Consider the following 25,683-nt stretch of genomic DNA (forward strand, 5'->3'; position numbering starts at 1 on the left):
CACAACCCCCCTCCAACCAGACGGTGTTGCAACAACCCCATGACCCCAAGAGCCCTTCACGGACCGAAGATCAGCACTCGATGACGTTCACGGCCAACCCGCCGCGCGCGGTCTCCTTGTACTTCACCGACATGTCCGCGCCGGTCTCGCGCATGGTCTTGATCGCCTTGTCCAGCGTCACCACGTGGCTGCCGTCGCCGCGCATCGCCATTCGCGCGGCGTGGATCGCCTTCGACGCGCCGACCGCGTTGCGCTCGATGCACGGGATCTGCACCAGCCCGCCCACCGGGTCGCACGTCAATCCGAGGTGGTGCTCGACGCCGATCTCGGCCGCGTTCTCCACCTGCGCCGGCGACCCGCCCAGGACCTCGGTCAGCCCGGCGGCCGCCATCGCCGAAGCCGAACCGACCTCGCCCTGGCAGCCGACCTCCGCGCCCGAGATCGAGCCGGTCTGCTTGAGGATCGACCCGATCGCGCCCGCGGTGAGCAGGAACGTCACGATCCCGTCGTCCGAAGCTCCGCGCACGAACCGCTGGTAGTAGTGCAAAACCGCGGGAATGATCCCCGCCGCGCCATTCGTCGGAGCGGTGACCACGCGACCGCCCGCGGCGTTTTCCTCGTTGACCGCGAGCGCGTACAGGCTCACCCAGTCCATCGCGTACAACGGATCGTCCGCGCCGTCTTCGGCGAGCAGCTTGTCGTGCAAGGACTTGGCCCGCCGAGGCACCTTCAACCCGCCAGGCAGCACGCCTTCGTGCGTGTACCCGTTGCGCACGCACTCAGCCATCACCTGCCAGATCTGCAGCAGTCCGTCCCGGACTTCCTCGCGGCCGCGCCAGGAAAGCTCGTTCCGCAGCATGATCTCGCTGACCGGCAGCCCGGTGTCCGCGCAATGCTTCAGCAGGTCCGCCCCGGTGCGGAACGGATACGGCACCGGCGTGGAATCCTCCACGAACACCGGATCGGTCTCGTACGACTCGTCCCGCACGAACCCGCCGCCGACCGAGTAGTACGTCCGCTCCCGCAGCAGCGAACCGTCGGCGGCGAAGGCCCGGAACACCATCCCGTTGGGGTGCGCGGGCAGGGACTTCCGCCGGTGCATCGTCAGGTCGGTGTCCTCGGCGAACGCCACCGCGTGCGTCCCGCCGACCGTCAGCCGCCCGGACTCGCGGATCGCCGCCACCTTGGCGGGCACCGTGTCGGTGTCGATGTCCTCCGGCCGCTCCCCGGAAAGCCCGAGCAGCACCGCCTTGTCGCTGCCGTGCCCGAATCCGGTCGCGCCGAGGGAGCCGAACAACTCGGCTCGCACCCGCGCGACCGTGTCCAGCACGCCGTCCTCGACCAGACCGTCCACAAAGGTCTTGGCCGCCCGCATCGGGCCGACCGTGTGCGAACTCGACGGCCCGATGCCGATCGAAAAAAGGTCGAAGACGCTGATCGCCATTGATCCGCCCCTTCTCTTAGTTCCTCGCCAGCAGGCTGCTGGCTTCTTGGGCCGCCGGTCCTTCGGCGGCGAGGTGGGCGAGGTTCTCCGGCAGTTCCTCGCCCCGGTGGGCCTTGGTCTGCGCGTACAGCCGGCCCGCGCGATACGACGACCGCACCAGCGGCCCCGCCATGACACCCGGGAACCCGATCGCCTCGGCGGTTTTCGCGTGCTCCACGAACTCCTCCGGCTTCACCCACCGGTCCACCGGATGATGCCGCGGCGACGGCCGCAGGTACTGCGTGATCGTGACGATCTCGCACCCCGCGTCGAACAAATCCCGCAACGCCGCCGACACCTCCTCCGGCGTCTCCCCCATGCCCAGGATCAGGTTCGACTTCGTCACCAACCCCGCCGCACGCGCCTGCGTGATGACGTCCAGCGAGCGGGCGTAGCGGAACCCGGGGCGGATCCGCTTGAAGATCCGCGGCACCGTCTCCACGTTGTGCGCCAGCACCTCCGGGCGCGACCCGAACACCTCCGCCAGCTGCTCCGGCTCCGCGTTGAAGTCCGGGATCAACAGCTCCACACCGGTGCCGGGGTTCAACGCGTGGATCTGCCGCACCGTCTCCGCATACAACCAGGCGCCACCGTCGGCCAGATCGTCGCGAGCGACGCCGGTGACCGTCGAATACCGCAACCCCATCGCCTGCACGCTCTCGGCGACCTTCCGCGGCTCGCTCCGGTCCAACGCCGCGGGTTTGCCGGTGTCGATCTGGCAGAAGTCACAGCGCCGCGTGCACTGATCCCCGCCGATCAGGAAGGTGGCTTCGCGGTCTTCCCAGCACTCGTAGATGTTGGGACACCCCGCCTCTTCACAGACCGTGTGCAGGCCCTCGCGCTTCACCAGGCCCTTGAGCTCGGTGAACTCCGGACCCATCCGCACCCGCGTCTTGATCCACGACGGCTTCCGCTCAATCGGCGTCTCACTGTTGCGCACCTCAAGCCGCAACAACTTCCGCCCCTCGGGCTGCGCGCTCATCGGCTCAGGTCCGCGTACAGCGGGTGCTTCTTGGCCAGCAGCTCCACGCGGCCCCGCAGCGCCTGCTGGGCGGCCTCGTCGAAGTCGGGTTTCAGCGTCTCGGCGATGATGTCGGCGACCTCGGCGAAGTCGTCGGCGCCGAACCCGCGGGTGGCCAGCGCCGGGGTGCCGATCCGCAGGCCCGAGGTGACCATCGGCGGACGCGGGTCGAACGGCACCGCGTTGCGGTTGACGGTGATCCCGACCGAGTGCAGCCGGTCCTCCGCCTCCTGGCCGTTGAGCTGGGAGTTCACCAGGTCGACCAGCACCAGGTGCACGTCGGTGCCGCCGGTGAGGACGCGGACGCCCGCCTCGGCGCAGTCGGTGCGCGACAGCCGGTCGGCGAGGATCTTCGCGCCTTCCAGGGTGCGCTCCTGGCGCTCGCGGAACCCGTCGGTCGCGGCGATCTTCAGCGCCACGGCCTTGGCCGCGATCACGTGCTCCAGCGGCCCGCCCTGCTGGCCGGGGAACACCGCCGAGTTGATCTTCTTCGCCAGGTCCTGGCGGCACAGGATCAGGCCGCCGCGCGGGCCGCCGAGGGTCTTGTGCGTGGTCGTCGTGACGATGTCCGCGTGCGGCACCGGCGACGGGTGCAGCCCGGCGGCCACGAGACCGGCGAAGTGCGCCATGTCGACCATCAGCTTCGCGTCGACCAGGTCGGCGATCCGGCGGAACTCGGCGAAGTCGAGCTGGCGCGGGTAGGCCGACCAGCCGGCGACGATCAGCTTCGGCTTGTGCTCGACCGCCAGCCGCTCGATCTCGGCGAGGTCGACGATCCCGGTCTCCTTGTCGACGTGGTAGGCGACCACGTTGTACAGCTTGCCGGAGAAGTTGATCTTCATCCCGTGCGTCAGGTGGCCGCCGTGCGCGAGGTCCAGGCCGAGGATCGTGTCGCCCGGCTTCAGCACCGCGAACATCGCCGCCGCGTTGGCCTGCGCGCCCGAGTGCGGCTGCACGTTCGCGTGCTCCGCGCCGAACAGCGCCTTGGCCCGGTCGATCGCGAGCTGCTCGACGACGTCGACGTGCTCGCAGCCGCCGTAGTAGCGGCGGCCCGGGTAGCCCTCGGCGTACTTGTTGGTCAGCACCGAGCCCTGCGCCTCGAGCACGCCGACCGGCGCGAAGTTCTCCGAGGCGATCATTTCCAGCGTCGACTGCTGGCGGTCCAGTTCCGCGGCCACCGCGGCGGCGACCTCGGGGTCCACTTCGGACAGATGGGCGTCGAACGGGGCGGTCATCAGTTCTCCTGGGTCAGCTCGGCGTACGCGGACGCGTCGAGCAGCTCCGGGACGTCGCCCGAGAGCCGCACCTGCAGCAGCCATCCTTCGGTGTAGGGGTCGGAGTTGATGACCTCGGGGGTGTCCGATGTGGCCTCGTTCACCGCCACCACCTCGCCGCTGACCGGCGAGTACAGCTCGCTGACCGATTTCGTCGACTCGACCTCGCCGAACACCTCGCCCGCGGTCACCGTGTCGCCGACGCCGGGCAGCTGCACGAACACGATGTCGCCGAGCGAGCTGGCCGCGAACGCGGTGATGCCCACCGTCGCGACGCCGTCGGAGACCGACAGCCACTCGTGTTCCTTCGTGTAGGACAGGTTCTGGGGGATGCTCATGGTTCGGCAGGCCTTTCAGGCTCGGGAGTAGAAGGGCAGGGCGACGACCTCGACCGGCTCGACGCGGCCCCGGATGTCGACGGACAGCGCGGTGCCGGGCTCGGCGTGCTCCCGGTCTACATACGCCATGGCGATCGGATAGCCCAGCGTCGGCGACAGCGCGCCGCTGGTGATCTCCCCGATAGTGGCGTCCCCGGACAGCACGGCGTACCCGTGCCGCGGGGCGCGGCGCCCGGTGCCGCGCAGGCCGACCCGCACCCGCGGGACGTCGGCCTTCGCCAGCTCCTCCAGGGCCGCGCGGCCCACGAAGTCGCCCGGCTTCTCGAACTTCACGACCCGGCCGAGGCCGGCCGCGAACGGGTTCAGCTCGCGGCTGAGTTCGTTGCCGTACAACGGCATTCCGGCTTCCAGCCGCAGCGTGTCGCGGCAGGCGAGCCCGCACGGGACCAAGCCGTGCTCCTGCCCGGCCTCGGTCAGCAGCTGCCACAGCGCCGAGGCCTGCGCCGCGGGCACGAACAGCTCGAAGCCGTCCTCGCCGGTGTAGCCCGTGCGGGCCAGCAGCACGTCGATGCCCTTCACGACGGCGGGCACGCTCGCGTAGTACTTCAGCGCGACGAGGTCGGCGTCGGTCACCGCGGCGAGCACGTCGACCGCCTTCGGGCCCTGCACCGCGATCAGCGCGGTGTCCGCGGACCGGTTCTCCACCACCGCGTCGAACCCGGCGACCCGCTCGGCCAGCGCGTCCGCGACCACGGTGGCGTTGCCCGCGTTGGCCACGACCAGGTACTCCTCGTCGGCGAGCCGGTAGACGACCAGGTCGTCCAGCACGCCGCCGTCGGCGTCGCAGATCATCGTGTAGCGGGCGCGGCCCGGCTTCACGCCGCTCAGGTTGCCGACCAGCGCGTAGTCGAGCACGTCGGCGGCCTGCGCGCCGCGGACGTGGATCTCGGCCATGTGCGACAGGTCGAACAGCCCGGCCGCCTCGCGCACGGCCTTGTGCTCGGCCAGTTCGCTGGCGTAGCGCACCGGCATCGACCAGCCGGCGAAATCGGTGAACAGCGCGCCGAGATCCTGGTGGACCTGGTGCAGGGGGGTTTCCGTCACAGGAAGCCTTTCGTTGTCGCGAGCGGAAGCGCTCACGCGTCGTACGCGTCGAGGGGCGGGCAGGAGCAGACGAGGTTGCGGTCGCCGCGCGCGCCGTCGATCCGCCGCACCGGCGGCCAGTACTTCGTCTTGCGCGCCACGCCGACCGGGTACACCGCCAGCTCGCGGTCGTAGTCCGCGGTCCATTCGCCGGCGATCGACGACGCGGTGTGCGGCGCGCCGCGCAGCGGGCTCGTCTCCGCGGTCCAGCGACCGGCGGCGACCTCGTCGATCTCGTGCCGGATGGCGATCATCGCCTCGCAGAACCGGTCGATCTCGGCCAGGTCCTCGCTCTCGGTGGGCTCGACCATGAGCGTGCCCGCGACCGGGAAGGACATGGTCGGCGCGTGGAAGCCGTAGTCGATCAGCCGCTTCGCGACGTCGTCCACGGTCACGCCGGTTTCCTTGGTGATGCCGCGCAGGTCGAGGATGCACTCGTGCGCGACCAGGCCGTCCTGGCCGGTGTAGAGCACCGGGTAGTGCGGCGCGAGCCGGGCGGCGATGTAGTTGGCCGCGAGCACCGCGACCTTGGTGGCCTCCGTCAGCCCGGGCGCGCCCATCATCCGCACGTACGCCCAGGAGATCGGCAGGATCGACGCAGAGCCGTAGGGCGCGCCGCTGATCGGGCCGACGCCGGTGTCCGGTCCGGCCTGCGCGAGCAGCGGGTGGTTCGGCAGGTACGGCGCGAGGTGCTCGCGCGCCGCGACCGGGCCGACGCCGGGGCCGCCGCCGCCGTGCGGGATGCAGAACGTCTTGTGCAGGTTCAGGTGCGAGACGTCGCCGCCGAACTCGCCCGGCTTCGCCAGGCCCAGCAGCGCGTTGAGGTTCGCGCCGTCGACGTACACCTGGCCGCCGCCGTCGTGCACGATCTTGGCGAGCCGCTCGATGCCGTGCTCGTAGACGCCGTGCGTCGACGGGTAGGTGACCATGATCGCCGCGAGATCGGCGCGGTGCTGGTCCACTTTGGACTGCAGGTCGTCAAGGTCGACGTTGCCTTCGTCGGTGCACTTGACCACGACCACGCGCATCCCGGCGAGCACCGCGGACGCGGCGTTGGTGCCGTGCGCGGACGACGGGATCAGGCAGACGTCGCGCTCGGGCTGGCCGTTCGCCTGGTGGTAGGCGCGGATGGCCAGCAGCCCGGCGAGTTCGCCCTGGCTGCCCGCGTTCGGCTGCAGCGACACCTGGTCGTAGCCGGTGACCTCGGCCAGCCAGCCGGAGAGCTGGCGGACCAGCTCGTGGTAGCCCTCGGCGTCCTCGGCGGGCGCGAACGGGTGGATGCCCGCGAACTCGCGCCAGCTGATCGGCTCCATTTCGGTGGTGGCGTTGAGCTTCATCGTGCAGGAGCCGAGCGGGATCATCCCGCGGTCGAGCGCGAAGTCCTGGTCGGCGAGGCGGCGCAAGTAGCGCAGCATCGACGTCTCGGACCGGTGCGAGTTGAACACCTCGTGCGTCAGGTAGCCACTCTCGCGGGCGAGGCCGTTCGGAAGCGCCTGCGCGGCTTCCCACGCGCTGTCGACACCGAAGGCGCGAAGCACCTTCGCGAGCGTGTCCGGACGCGTGACCTCGTCGCAGGCGATGCGGACGTGGTCGGCGTCGATGTGGCCGAGGTTGATCCCCGCTTCGCGCGCAGCCGCATGCACTTCAGCGGCTCGCCCAGGCGCCTTCGCGACGACAGTGTCGAAGAAAGCCTCGTGCGCGACTTCGACCCCACCAGAGCGCAGCGCGTTCGCGAGACCGGCCGCGAGCTCGTGAACCCGCGTCGCGATCGCCTTCAGGCCCTCGGGACCGTGGTAGACCGCGTACATCGCCGCGAGCACCGCGGGCAGCACCTGCGCGGTACAGATGTTGGAGGTCGCCTTCTCGCGACGGATGTGCTGCTCGCGCGTCTGCAGCGCGAGGCGGTACGCAGTGTTGCCGTCCGCGTCCACGGACACGCCCACGAGCCGGCCCGGCAGCGACCGCTCCAGCCCGGAGCGCACCGCCATGTAGCCGGCGTGCGGACCGCCGTAGCCCAGTGGCACGCCGAAGCGCTGCGTCGAACCGACAGCGACGTCCGCGCCGAACTCGCCAGGCGCGGCGATCAAGGTAAGCGCCAGCAGGTCGGCAGCGACTGTGTACAGCGCGCCCGCAGCCTTCGCCGCTTCGGAAACCGCGTGGTAGAAGCGCCGGCCGCGCAGCACGCCGGACGCGCCCGGGTACTGCACGATGACGCCGAAGAACTCCTCGGGCAGCCCGGTGAGCAGGTCGCGCACCTGCACGTCGATGCCGAGACCGGCGGCGCGCGTCCGCACGACCTCGATGGTCTGCGGAAGGACCTCGGAGTCGAGAACGACCACATTGGACTTCGACTTCGACGCGCGGCGCATCAGCGTCATCGCCTCGGCGGCCGCGGTGGACTCGTCGAGCATCGAGGCGTTGGCGATCGCCAGCCCGGTCAGGTCGGACACCGCGGTCTGGAAGTTCAGCAGCGCTTCGAGCCGGCCCTGCGAGATCTCCGGCTGGTACGGCGTGTACGCGGTGTACCAGGCCGGGTTCTCCAGCACGTTGCGGCGGATCACGCCCGGCGTGACGGTGTCGGAGTAGCCGAGGCCGATCATCTGCGTCATCGGCCGGTTGCGCGCGGCGAGCGCCCGCAGCTCCGCGGTGGCCTCTTCCTCGGACGCGGGCGCGGGAAGCGCCAGGTCGCCGGCCGTGCGGATGGCGGACGGCACCGCCGCTTCCACGAGGGCGTCCAGGCTTCCGTAACCGCATTCGGCGAGCATCTTCGCCCGCTCGGCCTCGCCGGGACCGATGTGGCGGGTGTCGAAGGGGGTGGAGGTGATGGGAGCTCCTCGGGACGGGCACCGGGCGCGGCGGTGCACTGGGAACTCCCCCTCTGTCATGGGCACCTGAGAGTTTCACCGCGCGCTCGGCACGGCTTTCACCTTGGGTGAGGCGCGGGTGCGCCTGCTTTCCAGAGTGGCCTCGCCGAAAGCGGTAGCGGTTACCTGAGAGATTCCGGGGAGTTTGCTCCTTCGGTGTCCCACTGCTCGCATGGGACTCTCCCGCTCCGGCTCGAACGGCCCTGTGTTCAATTGTGGGTGCGGCCACCTTACCTGCCGCTTCACGCGCCAGTCTAGCGCGCCAGGTGTACGCCACACCGCCTTGCCGAAGGTCCGTGAAGGACTCCTTGAGGGAATTAGATTCCCGCAAGGAGCCCTTCACGGACAGTCACAGCGGCGTTACGTAGGCACCGGAGATGCCGCCGTCGACGAGGAACTGCGCGGCGGTGATGAAGCTGGCGTCGTCGCTCGCCAGGAAGGCCACCGCGGCGGCGATCTCCTCCGGCTCGGCGAAGCGCCCGACCGGGACGTGCACCAGCCGCCGGGCCGCGCGCTCCGGGTCCTTCGCGAACAGTTCCTTCAGCAGCGGCGTGTTGACCGGCCCCGGGCACAGCGCGTTGACCCGGATGTTTTCGCGCGCGAACTGCACGCCCAGCTCGCGGGTCATGGCGAGCACGCCGCCTTTCGAAGCGGTGTAAGAAATCTGCGACGTCGCGGCCCCCATCACCGCCACGAACGACGCGGTGTTCACGATCGAACCGCGGCCCTGGCGCTGCATGTGCGGCAGGACGGCCTTGCAGCACAGGTACACCGAGGTCAGGTTGACCCGCTGCACCTTCTCCCAGGCTTCGATGCCGGTGGTCAGGATCGAATCGTCTTCTGGCGGCGAGATGCCCGCGTTGTTGAACGCGACGTCGACCGCGCCGAACTCGTCGACCGTCGTCTGGAAAAGGGCCTCGACCTGGTCCGCGTCGGTGACGTCGACCTGGACGAAGGCACCGCCGACCGCGTCGGCCGCGGCCTTGCCCTCCTCCGGCGTGATGTCGCCGATCACCACCTTCGCGCCCTCGCTCGCCAGGCGTTTGGCGGTGGCGAGGCCGATGCCGCTCGCGCCGCCGGTGATCACCGCGACGCGGCCGTCGAAACGCTGCACCATCTGGTTCATTCCTCCGTGCTCAGGAAAACGTTCTTCGTCTCGGTGAAAGCGGCCGCGGCGTCCGGGCCCAGTTCGCGGCCGAGGCCGGACTGCTTGAAGCCGCCGAAGGGGGTCCAGTACCGGACCGAGGAGTGCGAATTCACCGACAGGTTCCCGGATTCGACGCCGCGCGCGACCCGGAAGGCGCGGCCGACGTCGCGGGTCCAGATCGAGCCGGACAGGCCGTATTCGGTGTCGTTGGCCATCCGCACCGCCTCGGCTTCGTCCCGGAAGCGGACCACCGCGACGACCGGGCCGAAGATCTCGTCGCGGGCCAGCGGATCGTCCAGGCCCGGCGGGAGCACGACGGTCGGCGCGAACCAGTAGCCCGGCCCGGACGGCGCGCTGCCGCGGAAGGCGACCGGCGTCCGTTCGGTGACGTAGGAGGAGACTTTGGCGTGGTGGTCCGCGGAAATCAGCGGGCCCATCTCGGTCGCCTCGTCGCCCGGATCGCCGACGACCACGCCTTGCACGGCGGGTTCCAGCAGCTCGAGAAAACGGTCGTAAACGGTGTCCTGCACCAGGATCAGCGACCGCGCGCAGCAGTCCTGGCCCGCGTTGTCGAACACCCCGTACGGCGCGGTCGCGGCGGCCTTCTCCAGGTCGGCGTCGGCGAACACGATGTTGGCGTTCTTGCCGCCCAGCTCCAGCGTCACCCGCTTCACCTGCGCCGCGCAGCCCGCCATCACCTGCTTGCCGACCTCGGTCGAGCCGGTGAACACGACCTTGCGCACCGCCGGATGCGTGACAAACCGTTGCCCGACAACGGATCCCTTGCCCGGCAGCACCTGGAAGACGTCCTCGGGGATGCCCGCCTCGCGGGCGAGTTCGGCCAGCCGCAGCGCGGTGAGCGGCGTCAGTTCGGCGGGTTTGAGCACGACCGGGTTGCCCGCCGCGAGCGCCGGCGCGAAGCCCCAGCCCGCGATCGGCATCGGGAAGTTCCAGGGCACGATCACGCCGACGACGCCCAGCGGCTCGTGGAAGGTCACGTTGACGCCGCCGTCGACCGGGATCTGCTTGCCCAGCAGCCGCTCCGGAGCGCCGGCGGAGTATTCGAGCAGGTCGCGCACGTTGCCCGCTTCCCAGCGAGCGTTGCCGATGGTGTGCCCGGAGTTCTCGACCTCCAGCCGGGCGAGGTGCTCGATGTCCGCGTCGACCGCGTCCGCGAACCGGCGCAGCAGCCTCGCCCGATCGCCCGGGGCGACCGCCCGCCACGCCGGGAACGCGGCGTGCGCGCGGGCGATCGCGGCGTCGGTCTCCGCCTCGCTGGTCAGCTCGACCTCGCGCACCACTTCCGCGGTCGCCGGGTTGCGCACCTCGAACGTCGTCATTTCCCCTCCTGCGCGGCGTTCACCAGCGCGGCGAACAGCCGGACGTCGTCGCCGTCCTGCTCCGGATGCCACTGCACGCCGAGCACGAACTCCCCTGGCAGCTCGGCGGCCTCGACCGTGCCGTCGGCCGCGTGGCCGGACGCGACCAAGCCGGAGCCGAGCCGGTCGATCGCCTGATGGTGGTAACACTGGACTTTCGTTTCCTGGCCCAGAATCGCTGCCGCCCGCGTGCCGTCGACCAGCGTCACCGTGCTGGTGCCGAAGGTCGCCGGGGCCGGCTGATGCGTTGCGTCGCCCAGGGTTTCCGGCAGGTGCTGCGAGAGCGTGCCGCCCAGCGCGACGCTCATCACCTGCAGCCCGCGGCACACGCCGAGCACCGGCTTCCCGGCCGCGCGCGCCGCCGCGAAGAGGCCGAACTCGAACGCGTCGCGCTCCGGGCGGATGTATGTCGCCGGGTGCGGCTCTTGGTCGTAGCGGCTGGGTTCGACGTCCGCGCCGCCGGTGAGCACAAGACCGTCGATGCGCCGCACGAGCGCGTCGTACTTCGTGCTTACGGGCGGCAACAGCACCGGAATCCCGCCCGCCTTGACCACGCAATCCGCGTACACCCGGTGCAGCAGCGTTGCTTCGGTGTCCCAGGCCAAGAACTTTGCCTGTTCCGAATAGGTGCTGAGGCCGATGACGGGTGGGTCAGAGTCGTTCGAAACCACGGATGCGCTCCCAATCGGTCACAGCTCGCTCGTACGCTTCGCGCTCGATCCGCGCGGCGTTGAGGTAATGGTCAACTACATCGGCACCGAAGGCATCTCGCGCGATACGGCTGCCTTGGAGGGCCTCAGCCGCTTCGGTGAGCGTGACGGGCACAGTGGGTTTGTCGGACTCGTACGCGTTGCCTACGAACTCTGGCTCCAACGGCAGCTCGTTCTCGATGCCGTACAGCCCAGCGGCGACCATCGCGGCGACCGCGAGGTACGGGTTCACGTCTCCGCCGGGTACGCGGTTCTCGACGCGCAACCCGTCACCGTGTCCGACAACGCGCAGCGCGCACGTACGATTGTCCGTGCCCCACGCGATCGCTGTCGGCGCGAAGCTGCCAGGGACGTAACGCTTGTAGGAGTTGATGTTCGGGGCGAAGAAGTACGTCAGCTCGCGCAACGCTTCCAGTTGTCCAGCGAGGAAGTGCTGCATCAGCTTCGAGAAGCCGTGTTCGCCGTCGCCGGGAAGCACCGCTTCGCCGGACTTGCCGCGCAGGCTCAGGTGGATGTGGCAGGAGTTGCCCTCGCGTTCGTTGTACTTCGCCATGAACGTGAGGCTCTTGCCCTCCTGCGCGGCGATCTCCTTCGCACCGTTCTTGTAGATGCCGTGGTTGTCGCAGGTCGTGAGCGCTTCGGCGTACCGGAAGGCGATCTCGTGCTGCCCCGGGTTGCACTCGCCCTTCGCCGACTCCGGATACAGCCCCGCACCGGCCATCTCGTTGCGGATCCGGCGCAGCAGCGGCTCGATGCGCGCGGTGCCGAGCATGGAGTAGTCGACGTTGTACTGATTGGACGGTTTGAGGTCGTGGTAGCGCTTGTCCCAGGCGGACTCGTAGGAGTCTTCGAACACGATGAACTCGAGTTCGGTGCCCGCATACGCCTTCAGGCCGTGCTCGGCGAGCCGGTCGAGCTGGCGGCGCAGCACCTGGCGCGGCGAAACGGAAACCGGGCCGCCCTGCACGCGCTCGACGTCCGCGAGCACCAGCGCGGTGCCCTCCTGCCACGGAATCTCCCGCAGCGTCGCGAAATCCGGCCGGAGCACGAAGTCGCCGTAGCCGCTCTGCCAGGACGACATGGCGTAACCGTCGACGGTGTTCATGTCGACGTCCACCGCGAGCAGGTAGTTGCACGCCTCGGTCGCGTGGGCGGCCACTTCTTCGAGGAAGTACTCCGCCGAGCAGCGCTTGCCCTGGAGCCGCCCCTGCATGTCGGTGAGGGCGACGAGCACCGTGTCGATCGTGCCCGCCGTCACCCGTTCGCGGAGATCTTCGAGCGTGAGCATTCCTCGCCTGGCCGCCATCGCATCGCCCCAAAGGTTCGGATCAGGTCCTTTGCGGCTTCTTCCTACCGGGTGGCCGGGTCCGGGTCAATCCACTGAAAGGTATTTTTTTAGACCTTTAAATGCCCGCTCGACCGACCTCCCCCGCGCGGTGCCTGCTATGTCCGGGTTGCCCGGCTGAGAAGATACTGTGAATCCGGTGCGTCCGGGACCAAAACCGCCGCCTCGTGCGTTGGACCGGGCAAGAGAGGTGAGAGGGATGACTGAAGCATTCACGCAGACCACGTTCAGCCAGCAGCAGGCGCGGCCGCAGCTCCCGACGATGCCCACCGGGTGGCCGATCGGGTCGTACGAGTCCTACGAACAGGCCCAGCAGGCCGTCGACCACCTCGCGCACGCTGATTTCCCGGTTACCGACGTCACGATCGTCGGCGTTCAGCCGATGCTGGTGGAGCGCATCGCGGGCAAGATGAGCTGGGGCCGGATGCTGAGCAGCGCGGCCATGTCCGGCGCGGTGTTCGGCCTGTTCCTGGGCCTGGTGCTGAGCATGCTCAACCCGGCCGCCGGGCTGCTGTCGATCGTGCTCGGCCTGGCCGCCGGTGTGGTGTTCAACGTGGCTTTCGGCGCGCTGGGCTACGCGGCGAACCGCAACAAGCGCGGGTTCATCTCGCAGAGCCAGCTGGTCGCGCAGCGCTACGACGTGCTGTCGCAGCCGCGCAACGCAGAGAAGGGCCGCCAGCTGCTGGCGGACCTGGCGGCGCGCTCCGCGTTCAACCACTGAGTTCCGGCGCTCGCCTCCCGGCGCCCGGACCGTTCGCGGCCCGGGCGCCCGGTTTGCGTTCCAGGGCCTCGCGGCGCGACTGGCCCGGTTGCACGCTCCGAGGCCGGGCAGCGGTGCGGGCCCCGCGCCGCCGCGTCCCGGCCGAACAGGACCCGTTTCGAGCTCCGCGACTTCACCGCGGCCCGCCGCCAATCCAGCCGAATCCGGCCCCAACTCGCGCGCCGTCCTTCTCGCTGGACCTGGCTGACCCGCCGGACCCGGCTCCGGTGATCCAAGCCCTCGGCGTCACCTGGACCTGCCCGGCAGCGGCCCGAGCGTGCGGTCCGGCAGCGAGGAAATCGAGGCACGGGCCGGGCCTCGTGAGCGCTTGCGCCGGTTCTCACCGGAATCCACCCGCACGAGGCGCCCGTCTACTTCGTCGGCTGCGCAGGCTTCGTCGGCGGAACCGGCGTCGCAGAGGTCCCCGACGTCGCCGGGGCCTTCGGGATCACCGCCGCGAACGGCACCCCCGAGTCTTCCCGGCAATACCCGCGATAACCGTTGTAGCCGTTGACGTTCCCGCGGTCATCCTGCACTCCCTCGACGACCTTCGGGCGCGGGAACTGGTTGTCCTGCCCGGTCATCTGGCTCGTCCCGGTGTCCTTCTCGCAGCCGTAGCGCGTGATCGTGATCGGGCGGCCGCGGTCGTCGTACAGGTAGACGTTCTCGAGCGGTTTGCCGTTCGCGTCGAAGACGTACAGGTTGGTCAGTTCGTGCGAGCCGTAGCGCAACGCCTCGTTGCCGTGGATGTCCTCGTACGTCGACGACGCGTACGCCGGGGCGGAGTTCGACGAGTACGTGCGGTCCCGGACCAGGTTGACCGCCGCGCCGAGGCCGCCGAACGCGCTGCCCGCCACGAACGCCGACACCGGCACCGCGATCCACAGCATCCGGCCGTCGGCCTTGGTCCGCGGCCCCGCCCACATCACCAGGCCCGCGCCGACGAGCAGCACCGGCAGCAGCAGGATCGCGTGCAGGTTCCGGATCATCAGCAGCAGCCCGAAGGCCAGCAGCGCGACCCCGCAGACCACCCACCACGCCGGCTTCAGCGAATTGAGATAGGCGAGCACCCGGTCGGCCGACCGGTCCTCCCGCATCGACTTCACCATCGCCCGGGCGCGGGCCACCTCCGGCAGGTCCCGGATCGCCTCGACCCCGCGCAGCAGCAGGAAGGCCACGCTGACCGCGAACACCGGGGCCAGCACGAGCATCCCGGCCAGTTCCTTCGCGTCGAAACGCACCGCGGTGTAGAACGCGACCAGCGCCGCCCCCGCCGCGCAGAACAGCAAGCCCCACAAGGCAAGCCGCGGTCCGAGCCGGCCCGGGTTGACCGTGGCCACGACCTCGGTCGGCGTTTCCGGAGTCTCCGGAGCCGGCGGGTAGCCGCCGGACGCCCGCAGTTCGGCCGCGTAGCTCTCCGGCGTGCCGAGCCGCGCGACGAGGTCCTCGACCCGCGCCGCCGCTCCGGCTTCCGCCTCCATCTCGGCCAGCTGCGGCCGGACGTCCTCGAGCAGTTCCTCGATCTCGTTCGCGGGCAGATCCGCGAGCGCGGTGCGCACCCTCGCCAGGTACGTCCGCGCGGCCGTCGGCTTGTCCGTGCTCATGCTGCCTCTCCCCGATTCGTGCCGCGTTCCGCCCGCCCGCGCGGTCAGGCCCGCTCTTTCACCAAACTGTCCATAGTGGACGCGAAGCTGTGCCACGTGCGCGCCGATTCGGCGAGCCGCGCCCGGCCCCGGTCGTTCAAGCTGTAGTACTTGCGGTGCGGGCCTTCTTCGCTCGGAACCACATAGGACGTCAGCAACCCCGCCTTGTACAGCCGTCGCAGCGTGCCGTACACCGATGCGTCCCCGACCTCCTCCAGGCCGGCGACGCGAAGTCTTCGGAGCACGTCGTAGCCGTACCCGTCGTCGTCGCGCAGCACCGCGAGGACCGCCAGGTCCAGCACTCCCTTGAGCAGCTGACTGATCTCCACGGCGTTCCTTCCCCGGTCCTGCGCGACAGAAGGTACCACGCATAGCGCAGTAGTGCGTACCGCGAGCGGCCATCCGGAGGAATCGCTGCCCATTTTCCCAGCTCAGAGCGGTACAAACAGCGAGAGGTATACGGTGTAGACAAGCTGGTCTACAGTGTAGACATGGCCGGGATTCCGACTGCCGAACGGCTCGTCTCGGCGGCGCGCGAGATCATCGCCGCCGAGGGCGCCGCGGCGGTCAGCATGCGCCGGGTCGCCGAAGCCGCCGGGGTCACCGCGATGGCGATCTATCGGCATTACGAGAACCGCGAGGTCCTGCTGCGCGCGGTCGCCGATGCCGTCGGCCGTGAACTGGGCGCGGCGTGGAAGGACCCGGCCCCGGACGGCGCGTGGCTCGACCGCTTCGACGCGCTGCTGGACCGGTTCCTGGATTTCGCGCTCGGCCAGCCGCATCTGTACCGCTTCCTGATGACCGACGGCTGGGCGCGGGCCCGGCTGTACCCGGACGGTTTCCGCGAACCCGGTTCGCCGCCCTTCACCGCGCTGGTCCGGCTGATCGAAGAAGGCATGCGCGACGGCGTGCTGCGCGAGGACGATCCACTGGAAGCCGCGCTGACCGTCAGCACCCAGACGCAAGGCATGGTGCTGCACTACCTCGCCGGCCGGATGGGGGCGGCGGAACCCGAGTTCCGCGCGCTGTGCCGGCGCACTTCCCGGAGGATTTTCGATGGCCTCAGCAGGTAATGCCCGCTGGCAGATCCCGGCCGCGCTGTTGTCCTCGGCAGTGCTCTTCTACTTCGGCACCGGACTCTCGCCGATCGCCGTCCTGACCTGGCTCGCGCCGTTTCCCGTGCTGCTGCTGGCGACCCGCGTCGGCGGCTGGACCGCCGCGAGCACCGCGTTCGGCGCGTTCCTGCTCGGCACCGCGAACATGTGGGCCTATCAAGCGCATTCCGGCGACGAACCGCTGTGGCCGTTCGGTGCCGCCATCGACATCGGGACGTCTTTGGCCTTCACGTTCGCGGTCTGGCTCTTCTGGGCGTTGGTGCGCCGCCGCCGGACGTTGTTGGCCAGCCTGGCCGCACCGGCGGCGTGGACGGCGCTCCTGTATCTGATCGCCATCGCGAACCCGATGGGCATGATGGGTTCCCTGGCCAACGACCAGGGCGACGCGCCCCTCGTGCTGCAAACCGCTTCGTGGGCCGGAATGTGGGGCGTGGAGTTTTTGGTGCTGCTGCCCGCCTGTGCGGTCGCCGCCCTGTGCGCGCCCGGAGCTTCCCGGCTGCGCACCGGGGTCGTCGCCGCGGTCATCGTGGCGTTGTCCCTCGGCGGCGGTGCCCTGCGGCTTTCCGGTACCGGCGGCCCGTCGGTGCGGATGGCCGCGATCACGCAAAACGCCGGCTACCACTGGGGTCCTGAACTCGGCACCGCGAGCGGCCGCGCTGTGGTGCAGGGTTACCTCGACCAGATTTCCGGCCTGCCGGACGGCGTTCAGCTCGTCGTATTACCCGAAGCCGCTTTCAGCGCCGAACAGGAATGGCCCGCCGCACTCGTCGAACCGATGCGGCACGCAGCCAAGGCCCGAGGAGCCGCGCTCGTGGTCGGTTTCGAGTACTACGACCGGCCCGGCAAACACAATTACGACTACGCCCTGGTCTTCCCCGCGGACGGCTCGGCACCCGCTCGGTACCTGAAACACCGCGACCTGGTGAGCCCGCCCGGCCGGGACCTGGTGTTCGTGCCCGGCGCGACGGTCCCGACCGGCGTGGTGATCTGCGGCGACACGACCTTCGCCTCCCCCAGCCGCGACTACGCCGCCGCCGGTTCGCGGATCCTCGCCGTCCCAGCGGAATTGGCGGTCCCACCGGACAGCAACGACGAGGGCGGCTGGCAGCACACCCGCAACGCGCTGCTCCGGGGCGTCGAAAGCGGACAGTCAATCGCGCTGTCCGACGCGAACGGCAGCCTGATGCTCTCCGACGGCTATGGACGCGTCCTAGGCGAAGCCCACACCGGCGGCCCAGCCCCGTTCACCACAGTGGTCGCCGACATCCCGGCAGGCCCCGGCCAAACCCTCCACACCCACTTCGGCGACTGGTTCGCCTGGCTCTCACTACTGATCACATTGTCCGGCTTGGTCTTCACTCGACTCCGCACACCCAACCCAACCAGGCACCCACACCACCCCCGCACCCCGGTACGAAGCCAAACTGCGGTCTGAGGGTGGTTGTCAAGGCACGCTTTCCCGCCTTGACAACCACCCTCAGACCGTCAGCACAATCAAGCTTCGGGGTGCCTACGCACCTCATCCGGGCGCAATGTCGCCGCCAGGCGACGAGCCGCCCCAACGCAGCCCCAACTACGCCGCCCTAGCCCGCCGCTGACACCGAGGACAAGAAAACGACGACCGATTCATAAACGGCTCCCGCCGAATCGGCGCCCCACACCGCCGACACGGCATCCCCTCCTGCCCGTACGCGTCGAGCGAGCGCTCGAAATACCCCGACTGCCCGTTCACATTCACATAAAGCGCATCGAACGACGTCCCACCGGCGAGCAGCGCCGCCGCCATCACGTCGCTGGCCGCGGACAGCAACGTCCGTCCCTGCGCGGGAGTGAGTTTCTCGGTCGGCCGGGACCAATGCAGTTTCGCCCGCCACAACGCCTCGTCGGCGTAGATGTTGCCCACCCCCGACACGAGTGTCTGATCGAGCAGCGCTCGCTTCACCTCGGTTCGCCGCGAACGCAGCGCGCGCACGGCTGCCTCCGGATCGAACTTCGGGTCCATCGGGTCCCGCGCGATGTGCGCGATGGTGCCGGGCACGCTGTCGCCGTCGACCTCGACCAGCTCGTCCAGGGCAAGGCCGCCGAACGTCCGCTGGTCGACGAAGCGCAGTTCCGGCCCGCCGTCGGCGAACCGGACCCGGACGCGCAGGTGTTTCTCGTCCGGCGCGTCCTCGGGCTGCACCAGCATCTGGCCGCTCATGCCGAGATGCGCCAGCACCGCCTCGCCGTCGGACAGTTCCAGCCACAGGTATTTGCCGCGCCGCCGGGCCGCCTCGATCGTGACTCCGGCGAGCCGTCCGGTGAAGTCGGCGGCTCCCTGGGCGTGCCGCCGGATGGCGCGGTCGTGCAGCACGTCGACGGCCCGGACGGTACGGCCGGCGACGTGCGCTTCGAGACCGGCGCGGACGGTCTCGACCTCGGGTAGTTCGGGCATGCGCTCATTCTGCCCGGCACCTCCGACAAAAAACGGGGCCGGTGCCCGCGGAGTCCCGCCTGCCCGACGGCGCAGCGGCGCGAAAACCGGGGCGCACCGCTCTCGCCGCACAAAAAACGGGGCTGATCAGCGAACCTCGCCAACCAGCCCCGGAAAGAACGCGTCAGCTCGCGTCGTCGCCCGTGCCGAGTTCCTCCGAGAGAGCCCGCCAGGCGGTCTCCGCGGCCTTCTGCTCGGCTTCCTTCTTCGTGGTGCCGTTGCCTTCGCCCAGCGCACGGCCCGCCACCAGCACGGTGGCGGTGAATTCCTTGCGGTGGTCGGGGCCGCTGTCCTCGACGCGGTACTCGGGCACGCCGAGCCCCCCGGACACGGTCAGCTCCTGCAGGCTGGTCTTCCAGTCGAGACCGGCCCCGCGCAGCGGAGCCTCGGCCAGCAACCCGTCGAAGAGGTGGTGCACGAGCTTGCGCGCGACCTCGATGCCGTGCGCGAGGTACGTGGCGCCGATGACGGCTTCGAGACCGTCGGCGAGGATGCTCGCCTTGTCCCGGCCGCCGGTGAGCTCTTCGCCCTTGCCCAGCAGCAGATGCGCCCCGAGCCCGCCCTCGCCGAGCCCGCGCGCGACGCCGGCCAGCGCGTGCATGTTGACGACGCTGGCGCGCAGCTTCGCGAGCTGGCCCTCGGGCAGGTCGGGGTGGGTGGTGTAGAGGTGGTCGGTGACGACGAGGCCGAGCACCGCGTCCCCGAGGAACTCCAGTCGCTCGTTCGGCGGCAGGCCGCCGTGCTCGTACGCGTACGAGCGGTGGGTGAGCGAAAGACGGAGCAGCTCGGGGTCGAGTTCGACCCCGAGCGCCTCGAGCAACGATGCGGGATCGGCCGTGGGTCCTCCGACGGGCTTACCCCCCATGGTCGGCTGCCCGCTCAGGCGGGCTCGACGACCTGGCGGCCGTTGTGCTGGCCGCAAGCCGGGCAAGCGACGTGCTGGATTTTCGGCTGGCGGCAGGCGCGGTTGGAGCAGGGCACCAGCTGAACCGGAGCCGCCTTCCACTGGCTGCGGCGGGAGCGCGTGTTGGATCGCGACATCTTCCGCTTCGGGACGGCCACGAGTAGATCTCCTTCAAACGGTCTGCTCGCGGGGTGCGAGCGAACTTACTTCTCCCGGATCGAGCTGGACGCTCGTCAGGCTTGCTCTCCGGAGCCGTGCGCAGGCTTTTCGCCCGCGTTCTCGTCGAATCGCTCGACCAGCGCGGCCCACCGAGGGTCTATCTTCTCATGCCCGTGTCCGGGCTCGAGATCGGCCCACTTGACGCCGCAGTCGACGCACAGCCCAGGGCAGTCCTCGCGGCACAGCGGGGCGAGCGGAAGCGCCAGCACCACGGCGTCGCGGACGGTCGGCTCGAGGTCGATCCGGTCGTCGACCAGCCGGGGGATCTCGTCCTCCTCGGTGGTCTCCTCGGTGGCCGAGCCCGGGTAGGCGAACAGCTCGGTGAGGTCGACCTGGATGTTCTCGGTGACCGGGTCGAGGCAGCGCGAGCACTCGCCGGTGGCCACCGCCGAGGCGGTGCCGGTGACGAGGACCCCCTCGACGACGGACTCGAGCGTCAGGTCGAGCTCGACCGGCTCGCCTTCGCGGATTTCGAGCACGCCGGGGACGCCGAGCGTGGCCGGCACGGGCGCGCTGCGGCGCAGCTCCCGGCTGAGTCCCGCGCGGCGGCCGAGCTCACGGGTGTCGACCACCCACGGGCTGCGGTCGTCGAGCTGCGCGGGGCGGGGGTTCTGGGCAGGGTTTTCGGACATCGCCTACCAGCGTACGCAGCCCTCGCGCAGGTCGGCGCAGCGGCTGGTCAGACCTGGTGAGCAAGGGCACTCGCCACCGGACACGCGTTCAGCCGGTTCCGTGGCCTCGGGTATGCGCGAGAACGCCTCAGACCTGGTAGTCGTACAGCGTCGAGCGGCCGCCGCCGTGGCCGGTCGCGGGCGAGCGCAGGTGGTTGCGGCCCGAGTCGACGGTGCGCAGCGTGGTGGCCAGGAGCTCGGAGAACTCGGCCAGCTTGCCGTCCACGTACGCGTCGCAGTCGGCGCGCTGGCGGTCGGCTTCGGCGTGCGCCTCGTCGACGATGCGCGCGGATTCGGCGTGCGCGGCCTGCACGACCTCGGTCTGCGAGACGAGGCGGGCCTGTTCGGCGCGGGCGTCCTCGATCGCGCGGTCGTAGGCGTCGCGGCCGGCCTGGATCATCCGCTCGGATTCGGCGCGGGACCGTTCGGTGAGGTTCTGGTACTCCGCCTGCCCGCCCGCGACCATGCGCTCGGCCTCGTTGTGCGCGTCGCTCAGCATCTGCTCCGCGCGGGCGCGCGCGTCGGCGAGGATGCGTTCGGCCTCGGACGTGGCGTCCGACACGGTCCGCTCGGCTTCCTCGTTCGCGCTGGCGACGGTCTCCCCCGCCTCCTTGCGCGCGGCCAGCAGCAGGTCGTCGCGCTTGTCGAGCACGTCCTGCGCGTCGTCCACTTCGCCGGGAAGCGCGTCGCGGACGTCGTCGAGCAGCTCGAGGACGTCGCCGCGCGGCACCACGCAGCTGGACGTCATGGGAACCCCACGGGCCTCTTCGACGATCGTGACGAGCTCGTCGAGTGCCTCGAAAACCCGGTACACGGCCACTCCCTAAGCAGTTTCCCCGATCACTGGCTTCCAGTCTGCCCGCTTCGCAGCCTGAACCGGTGAACGAGCACCCGACCGGGCGTGTCCTGCCTCCGCGCGCAAGGGGCGGCCTCACCCGCTGGTGGGGCCGCCCCTTCCGGACCGGGGTCAGCTGTTCAGATCGATCTTCTGGAAGGTGGCATAGTGGTCCGGCGTGTAGACGAGCTCGCCGCCCTTGCCGGAGATCACACGGTCCTCCGTGCCGACGTCGTACAGCGTGTAGTAGCCGGCGTCGCACGCGGGCAGGACGCCCTCGCGGTTCTGGTAGGTGGTGCCGTCGCTAAGGGTCCCGTTCCGCACGCCGTCGACGACCTGCTTGGCGTCGTCGGACAGCGTCGAGTAGCCGACCGGGCTCAGCTTCGACAGGTCGCCGCACTTCGCCGGAGTGCTGCCGCCGTCGATGTCGATGACCTGGAAGGTCGCGTAGTGGTCGCCGGTGTAGAAGTACTCGCCGCCCTGGCCGGTCACGATCCGGCGGGTGCCGCGGTTGCTCGCGCCGGGCGTGGGCACGGTGTACTCGTGGTAGTAGCTCGACGCGCAGGAGGGGAGGATCCCCTCGCGGTTGGTGAACACGACCCCGTCGTTCTTCGGGTACGGGAACGGCCCGTTCGTCTGGATGAGCTTGTAGGTGTCAGTCGCCTCCGGAGGCAGCGCCGACAGCTTGACGTGCGTGAAGCCGGACAGATCCCCGCAGGAGTTCTGCTTCGGCTGCACGGACGCCGGAGCCGCCGGGGACAGCGGGACGGCCTCCGCGGCCGTGCCGAACCCCAGGAAACCGACCAGCAGTGCGAAAAGGACACCGACTATGCGGCTGCGATTGTTGGTCATTTTCGGACGGTAACCCGGTCGAGTGGTCTGAAGAATGACGCGAGGTGAACAGCTTCGGACCGCGGCCGAAGTCCCGACGAAGGCAGTAATCCGTTCAGGCTAATTCGGCCGCTGGGCTGGCGTTTCCGCCGGAAGCGCTGCTCAGTCCTGTTTGGCGTAGACCGCGAGGAGACGTTCGTGGACCACCGGCGGCACGAGGTTCTCGATGTCGCCGCCGAGCGCCGCGATCTCCTTGACCAGCGAGCTGGACACGAAGCCGTACGCCGGGTTGTTGGCCATCAGCAGCGTTTCGAGGCCGGTGAGCTCACGGTTCATCTGCGCCATCTGCAGCTCGTAGTCGAAGTCGCTGACCGAGCGCAGGCCCTTCGCGACCGCCGCGATGTCGTTCTCGCGGCAGTAGTCCACGAGCAGGCCCTGCCACGAATCGACGCGCACGTTCGGCAGCTTCGCGGTGATCTCGCGCAGGATCTCCATGCGTTCCTCGACGCTGAAGAGACCCTTCTTGCTCTTGTTCACCCCCACCGCGACGACGACCTCGTCGAAGAGCTTCGATGCCCGCTCGATGATGTCGAGATGTCCGTTGGTGGCCGGATCGTAAGAACCGGGACAGACCGCACGCCGCATGGCGCGGACGCTATCAAGCCGCGCCGCCGCGCGCGCTCTCGTGCCGACTGCGTCACACCTCGGATGAGCTGTCGTACTCCGCCCAGTACAGCGCCGTGTCGCCGTAGCGCTTGTCGCGAAGCGGCTTGAACGTCGACGGCCAGTCCGGAGCACCGTCGCGCGCAGCCCGTTCGATCACCGCCAACGCGCCTTCGGCGAGCCAGCCGCCGCTGTGCAGCGAAGCGAGCACTGTGCCCAGCGAAGCAGCGTCGACCGCGTACGGCGGGTCGGCGAGCACGACGTCGAACTGGACCGGCGCAGGCGCGGCGACCACGGTCTCGACCTGCCCGGCCCGCACTGTGCCGCCCAAGCGCAACTCAGCGACGTTGCCGCGAAGCACGTCTGCCGCCCGACGGTCGGCCTCCACGAACCACGCGTCCGCGGCACCGCGCGAAAGCGCTTCGAGACCGAGCGCGCCCGAGCCGGCGTAGAGGTCGAGCACGCGGGCGCCGTCCAACTCACCGGCCACTTCGAGCGCGTTGAACAGTGCTTCGCGCACCCGCTCCGACGTCGGGCGGGTGCCTTTGGGCGGCACCTTCAGCCGCCGTCCGCCCGCCTTCCCCGCCACGATCCTCGTCACCCGGTCATCTTCGCCCAAGGTCGCGATGTGGCGTTGGGCAGGACTTGCCGAACCCGCGCGCGCGGGCGCGTAGAGTCGTCCTTCGCCCTGCAGGGGCGCGTTGATGGAGTTCAAGGGAGCGTTTGCGTGTCGGAACCCCGGGTGAGACGGGCTGAGATCGCCGTCGAGCAGGCACACGTCGACCGGGTCTACACGCGGCTCGCCGAGCTGCGGACCCAGGCCGAGGCGATGCGGACCAAGGGCTACGAGCTCGGCCAGGGCGCCCAGCGCGAAGCGATCTTCGAGCAGGCGTCGATGCTGTTCGAGCGCGACATGATGGTCTACCACGCGAACCAGACCCTGCAGACGCTCGACGCCGAGTACGAGGGCCTGGTCTTCGGCAGGCTCGACCACCTCGACCGCGAGCACATCTACGTGGGCCGGCTCGGCATCCGCGACAACGAGTTCGACAACCTGGTCACCGACTGGCGCGCCCCCGCGGCCGCGGCGTTCTACCAGGCCACCGCCGAAGAGCCGATGGACGTCGTGCGCCGCCGGGTGATCCGCTGCTCCGGGCAGACTGTGCTGGACGTGGACGACGACGTGCTGATCGCCGACGCCGTGCCCGAGGACATGCAGATCGTCGGCGAGGGCGCGCTGATGGCCGCGCTCGGCCGTTCGCGCGGCGAGAAGATGCGCGACATCGTGGCCACGATCCAGAAGGAACAGGACGAAGTCATCCGTGCGCCGTGGCGCGGGGTCACCGAGATCACCGGCGGCCCGGGCACCGGCAAGACGGCTGTCGCGCTGCACCGCGCGGCGTACCTGCTGTACCGGCACCGCCGTCAGCTCGGCGGCGCGGGCGTGCTGGTGGTCGGTCCCTCGGGCGTCTTCACCACGTACATCTCGCGCGTGTTGCCGTCGATGGGCGAAACGAACGTAGAGCTGCGCGCGCTCGGCGAAGTCCTCGACGGTCTCGAAGCGACGCGACAGGACACAGCCGCCCTGGCCGCGATCAAGGGTTCGCTTCGGATGCGGAAGGTGCTTCTGCGCGCGTTGCGCGACACCCCGCCCGAAGCGCCGATGGAGCTGAAGATCGTCTATCGCGGCGAAGTCCTGAAGCTCACCGCGCGCGAGCTGGAGAAGGTGCGCCGCAAGGCACACACACAGGGCGCGCCGCCGAACCGCTCGCGCGTACGCGTGGCGGAGCTGCTGCTGGCCGCGCTCGCGGACAAGGCCGAGGAGTACGCGAAAGCGGACGGCAAGGAGATCGACCGCGCGGAGCTGATCAACGATCTCGGCGAGCGCATCGACTTCCACCGCTTCCTGGTCGTGTGGTGGCCGGTGCTGTACCCGGCGCAGGTGCTCAAGTGGCTGGGCAACGAGAAGCGGATGGCCGCGGCGTCGAAGGGCATCCTGAACCGGAACGAGATCAGCCTGCTGTCGGCCGATTTCGCGGACCGTTCGCGCGGCTGGTCGGTCGCCGACGTCGCGCTGCTGGACGAATTGCGCGTCCTGGTCGGGCCGGAGCCGAAGCGCCGCCGTCGCCAGGCCGTCGTCGAGGCGACCCCGGAGCGCGGCAGCTCCGGCGGCGCGCCGCACCGTCCGGAGCACTACGACGAGTACTCGCACGTGGTCGTCGACGAATCGCAGGACCTTTCGCCGATGCAGTGGCGGATGATCGGCCGTCGCGGCAAGTACGCGAGCTGGACCGTCGTGGGCGACCCGGTGCAGAGTTCGTGGCCGGATCCGGCCGAGGCGGCGCAAGCGCGCGACCAGGCGTTCGGCGTGAAGACCACGCGGCGGCGCTTCACGCTGCGCACGAACTACCGGAACTCGGCGGAGATCTTCGACCTGGCGGCGAAGGTCGTGGCCGGGCACGCGCAGGCCGACGAGCTGCCCAAGGCGGTGCGCACCACCGGGATCGAGCCGGAGGTCCGCCCGGTCGACCAGGCGGCGCTGGCGCCGGCGACCCAGGCCGCGGCCAAGGAACTGCTCGGCGCGGTCGAGGGCACGGTCGGCGTGATCACCGCCATGGACCGCGTCGGAGAGGTCGAGGGCTGGCTCGCCGGGCAGACCGACGAGCGGCTGAAGGTCGTCGGGTCCCTCGATTCGAAGGGCCTCGAGTACGACGCGGTGGTGCTGGTCGAGCCGACGGACCTGGTCACCGAGTCCTCGACCGGGCGGCGGGTGCTGTACGTCGCGCTCACCCGGGCGACCCAGCAGCTGATCGTGCTCGCCTCGAACCCGGACTGGCTGCCGCACGCGTAAGCCGGGAAGGGAAT

24 protein-coding genes and 1 riboswitch are annotated in these 25,683 nt (G+C 69.8%); of the genes, 4 read left to right on the top strand and 20 right to left on the bottom strand.

The features are described 5' to 3' along the window. Positions 1 to 70: 70 nt before the first annotated feature. The 10 genes from L942_RS06330 to L942_RS06375 all read right to left on the bottom strand — a co-directional run bounded on the left by L942_RS06330 (position 71) and on the right by L942_RS06375 (position 12,665). Complete coding sequence (locus L942_RS06330) at positions 71 to 1,444, bottom strand: L-serine ammonia-lyase (protein WP_037356088.1); 1,374 nt, start codon at positions 1,442 to 1,444, stop codon at positions 71 to 73. 16 nt (positions 1,445 to 1,460) lie between these two features. Beyond that, the gene (gene lipA / locus L942_RS06335) at positions 1,461 to 2,465 is read right to left on the bottom strand and encodes a lipoyl synthase (protein WP_037356091.1); all 1,005 of its coding nucleotides are present in this window, start codon (positions 2,463 to 2,465) and stop codon (positions 1,461 to 1,463) included. Then, entirely contained in the window at positions 2,462 to 3,739 is a 1,278-nt protein-coding gene (glyA, locus tag L942_RS06340; protein ID WP_037356094.1) for a serine hydroxymethyltransferase, read from the bottom strand. Before glyA ends, lipA begins: the two co-directional genes overlap by 4 nt. After that, the gene (gene gcvH, locus L942_RS06345) at positions 3,739 to 4,116 is read right to left on the bottom strand and encodes a glycine cleavage system protein GcvH (protein ID WP_037356097.1); all 378 of its coding nucleotides are present in this window, start codon (positions 4,114 to 4,116) and stop codon (positions 3,739 to 3,741) included. Before gcvH ends, glyA begins: the two co-directional genes overlap by 1 nt. A gap of 15 nt (positions 4,117 to 4,131) precedes the next feature. After that, entirely contained in the window at positions 4,132 to 5,220 is a 1,089-nt protein-coding gene (gene gcvT / locus L942_RS06350; protein ID WP_037356099.1) for a glycine cleavage system aminomethyltransferase GcvT, read from the bottom strand. Positions 5,221 to 5,252: 32 nt separating this feature from the next. Further along, on the bottom strand, positions 5,253 to 8,084 hold the full coding sequence (gene gcvP, locus L942_RS06355) for an aminomethyl-transferring glycine dehydrogenase (protein ID WP_037356164.1): 2,832 nt from the start codon (positions 8,082 to 8,084) through the stop codon (positions 5,253 to 5,255). Positions 8,085 to 8,127: 43 nt separating this feature from the next. Then, a riboswitch (glycine riboswitch) is annotated at positions 8,128 to 8,229 on the bottom strand. Positions 8,230 to 8,472: 243 nt separating this feature from the next. Beyond that, complete coding sequence (locus tag L942_RS06360; protein ID WP_037356167.1) at positions 8,473 to 9,240, bottom strand: 3-oxoacyl-ACP reductase; 768 nt, start codon at positions 9,238 to 9,240, stop codon at positions 8,473 to 8,475. A gap of 5 nt (positions 9,241 to 9,245) precedes the next feature. After that, on the bottom strand, positions 9,246 to 10,610 hold the full coding sequence (locus L942_RS06365; protein WP_037356102.1) for an aldehyde dehydrogenase family protein: 1,365 nt from the start codon (positions 10,608 to 10,610) through the stop codon (positions 9,246 to 9,248). Continuing rightward, positions 10,607 to 11,320 (bottom strand): gamma-glutamyl-gamma-aminobutyrate hydrolase family protein, encoded by a 714-nt coding sequence (locus tag L942_RS06370; protein WP_037356105.1) that lies wholly within the window; start codon positions 11,318 to 11,320, stop codon positions 10,607 to 10,609. Before L942_RS06370 ends, L942_RS06365 begins: the two co-directional genes overlap by 4 nt. Continuing rightward, entirely contained in the window at positions 11,301 to 12,665 is a 1,365-nt protein-coding gene (locus L942_RS06375; protein WP_200862718.1) for a glutamine synthetase family protein, read from the bottom strand. The genes L942_RS06370 and L942_RS06375 overlap by 20 nt, the downstream gene beginning before the upstream one ends. Before the next feature lie 238 nt (positions 12,666 to 12,903). Between L942_RS06375 and L942_RS06380 the strand changes: the two genes are divergently transcribed. Next, the gene (locus L942_RS06380) at positions 12,904 to 13,425 is read left to right on the top strand and encodes a general stress protein (protein WP_037356111.1); all 522 of its coding nucleotides are present in this window, start codon (positions 12,904 to 12,906) and stop codon (positions 13,423 to 13,425) included. Positions 13,426 to 13,835: 410 nt separating this feature from the next. Here L942_RS06380 and L942_RS06385 read toward each other — a convergent pair whose 3' ends face one another. Together L942_RS06385 and L942_RS06390 are read right to left on the bottom strand one after the other, a co-directional pair. Continuing rightward, positions 13,836 to 15,068, bottom strand: a complete 1,233-nt coding sequence (locus L942_RS06385; RefSeq protein WP_037356114.1) for an HAAS signaling domain-containing protein — start codon at positions 15,066 to 15,068, stop codon at positions 13,836 to 13,838. Between the two features lie 44 nt (positions 15,069 to 15,112). Further along, positions 15,113 to 15,436 (bottom strand): PadR family transcriptional regulator, encoded by a 324-nt coding sequence (locus tag L942_RS06390; protein ID WP_037356117.1) that lies wholly within the window; start codon positions 15,434 to 15,436, stop codon positions 15,113 to 15,115. A gap of 162 nt (positions 15,437 to 15,598) precedes the next feature. Here L942_RS06390 and L942_RS06395 point away from each other — a divergent pair, with 162 nt between their 5' ends. Together L942_RS06395 and L942_RS06400 are read left to right on the top strand one after the other, a co-directional pair. Then, positions 15,599 to 16,180 (top strand): TetR/AcrR family transcriptional regulator, encoded by a 582-nt coding sequence (locus L942_RS06395; RefSeq protein ID WP_037356120.1) that lies wholly within the window; start codon positions 15,599 to 15,601, stop codon positions 16,178 to 16,180. Further along, entirely contained in the window at positions 16,164 to 17,657 is a 1,494-nt protein-coding gene (locus L942_RS06400; protein ID WP_051165761.1) for a nitrilase-related carbon-nitrogen hydrolase, read from the top strand. Before L942_RS06395 ends, L942_RS06400 begins: the two co-directional genes overlap by 17 nt. 138 nt (positions 17,658 to 17,795) lie before the next feature. On the opposite strand, the gene mutM is transcribed toward L942_RS06400, so the two are convergent. The 8 genes from mutM to rsmD form a co-directional block, all read right to left on the bottom strand. After that, positions 17,796 to 18,656, bottom strand: a complete 861-nt coding sequence (gene mutM, locus L942_RS06405) for a bifunctional DNA-formamidopyrimidine glycosylase/DNA-(apurinic or apyrimidinic site) lyase (RefSeq protein ID WP_037356123.1) — start codon at positions 18,654 to 18,656, stop codon at positions 17,796 to 17,798. A gap of 163 nt (positions 18,657 to 18,819) precedes the next feature. Further along, positions 18,820 to 19,560, bottom strand: coding sequence for a ribonuclease III (gene rnc, locus L942_RS06410; RefSeq protein ID WP_200862719.1), 741 nt, complete (start codon positions 19,558 to 19,560; stop codon positions 18,820 to 18,822). A gap of 14 nt (positions 19,561 to 19,574) precedes the next feature. Continuing rightward, a complete protein-coding gene (rpmF, locus tag L942_RS06415; RefSeq protein ID WP_009074209.1) occupies positions 19,575 to 19,757 on the bottom strand; it encodes a 50S ribosomal protein L32 in 183 nt (60 codons plus the stop codon). 75 nt (positions 19,758 to 19,832) lie between these two features. Further along, positions 19,833 to 20,450, bottom strand: coding sequence for a YceD family protein (locus tag L942_RS06420; protein ID WP_037356130.1), 618 nt, complete (start codon positions 20,448 to 20,450; stop codon positions 19,833 to 19,835). Positions 20,451 to 20,577: 127 nt separating this feature from the next. Next, positions 20,578 to 21,303, bottom strand: coding sequence for a DivIVA domain-containing protein (locus tag L942_RS06425; RefSeq protein ID WP_037356173.1), 726 nt, complete (start codon positions 21,301 to 21,303; stop codon positions 20,578 to 20,580). 153 nt (positions 21,304 to 21,456) lie between these two features. Further along, positions 21,457 to 22,176 carry a ribonuclease domain-containing protein gene (locus L942_RS06430; protein ID WP_037356133.1) on the bottom strand — a complete coding sequence of 240 codons (720 nt, stop codon included), beginning with the start codon at positions 22,174 to 22,176 and terminating at the stop codon, positions 21,457 to 21,459. Positions 22,177 to 22,317: 141 nt separating this feature from the next. Then, positions 22,318 to 22,800: a pantetheine-phosphate adenylyltransferase gene (coaD, locus tag L942_RS06435; protein ID WP_037356136.1), complete on the bottom strand. Its 483-nt coding sequence runs from the start codon at positions 22,798 to 22,800 to the stop codon at positions 22,318 to 22,320. A 52-nt stretch (positions 22,801 to 22,852) separates the two neighbouring features. Continuing rightward, the gene (gene rsmD / locus L942_RS06440) at positions 22,853 to 23,419 is read right to left on the bottom strand and encodes a 16S rRNA (guanine(966)-N(2))-methyltransferase RsmD (RefSeq protein WP_200862720.1); all 567 of its coding nucleotides are present in this window, start codon (positions 23,417 to 23,419) and stop codon (positions 22,853 to 22,855) included. A 126-nt stretch (positions 23,420 to 23,545) separates the two neighbouring features. On the opposite strand from rsmD, the gene L942_RS06445 reads away from it, so the two are divergent. Further along, positions 23,546 to 25,669 carry a HelD family protein gene (locus tag L942_RS06445; protein ID WP_037356142.1) on the top strand — a complete coding sequence of 708 codons (2,124 nt, stop codon included), beginning with the start codon at positions 23,546 to 23,548 and terminating at the stop codon, positions 25,667 to 25,669. Positions 25,670 to 25,683: the final 14 nt, after the last annotated feature.

Origin of the sequence: Amycolatopsis orientalis DSM 43388, from assembly GCF_000411975.1 — a bacterium.
In the GTDB taxonomy this organism is placed as follows: domain Bacteria; phylum Actinomycetota; class Actinomycetes; order Mycobacteriales; family Pseudonocardiaceae; genus Amycolatopsis; species Amycolatopsis orientalis_D.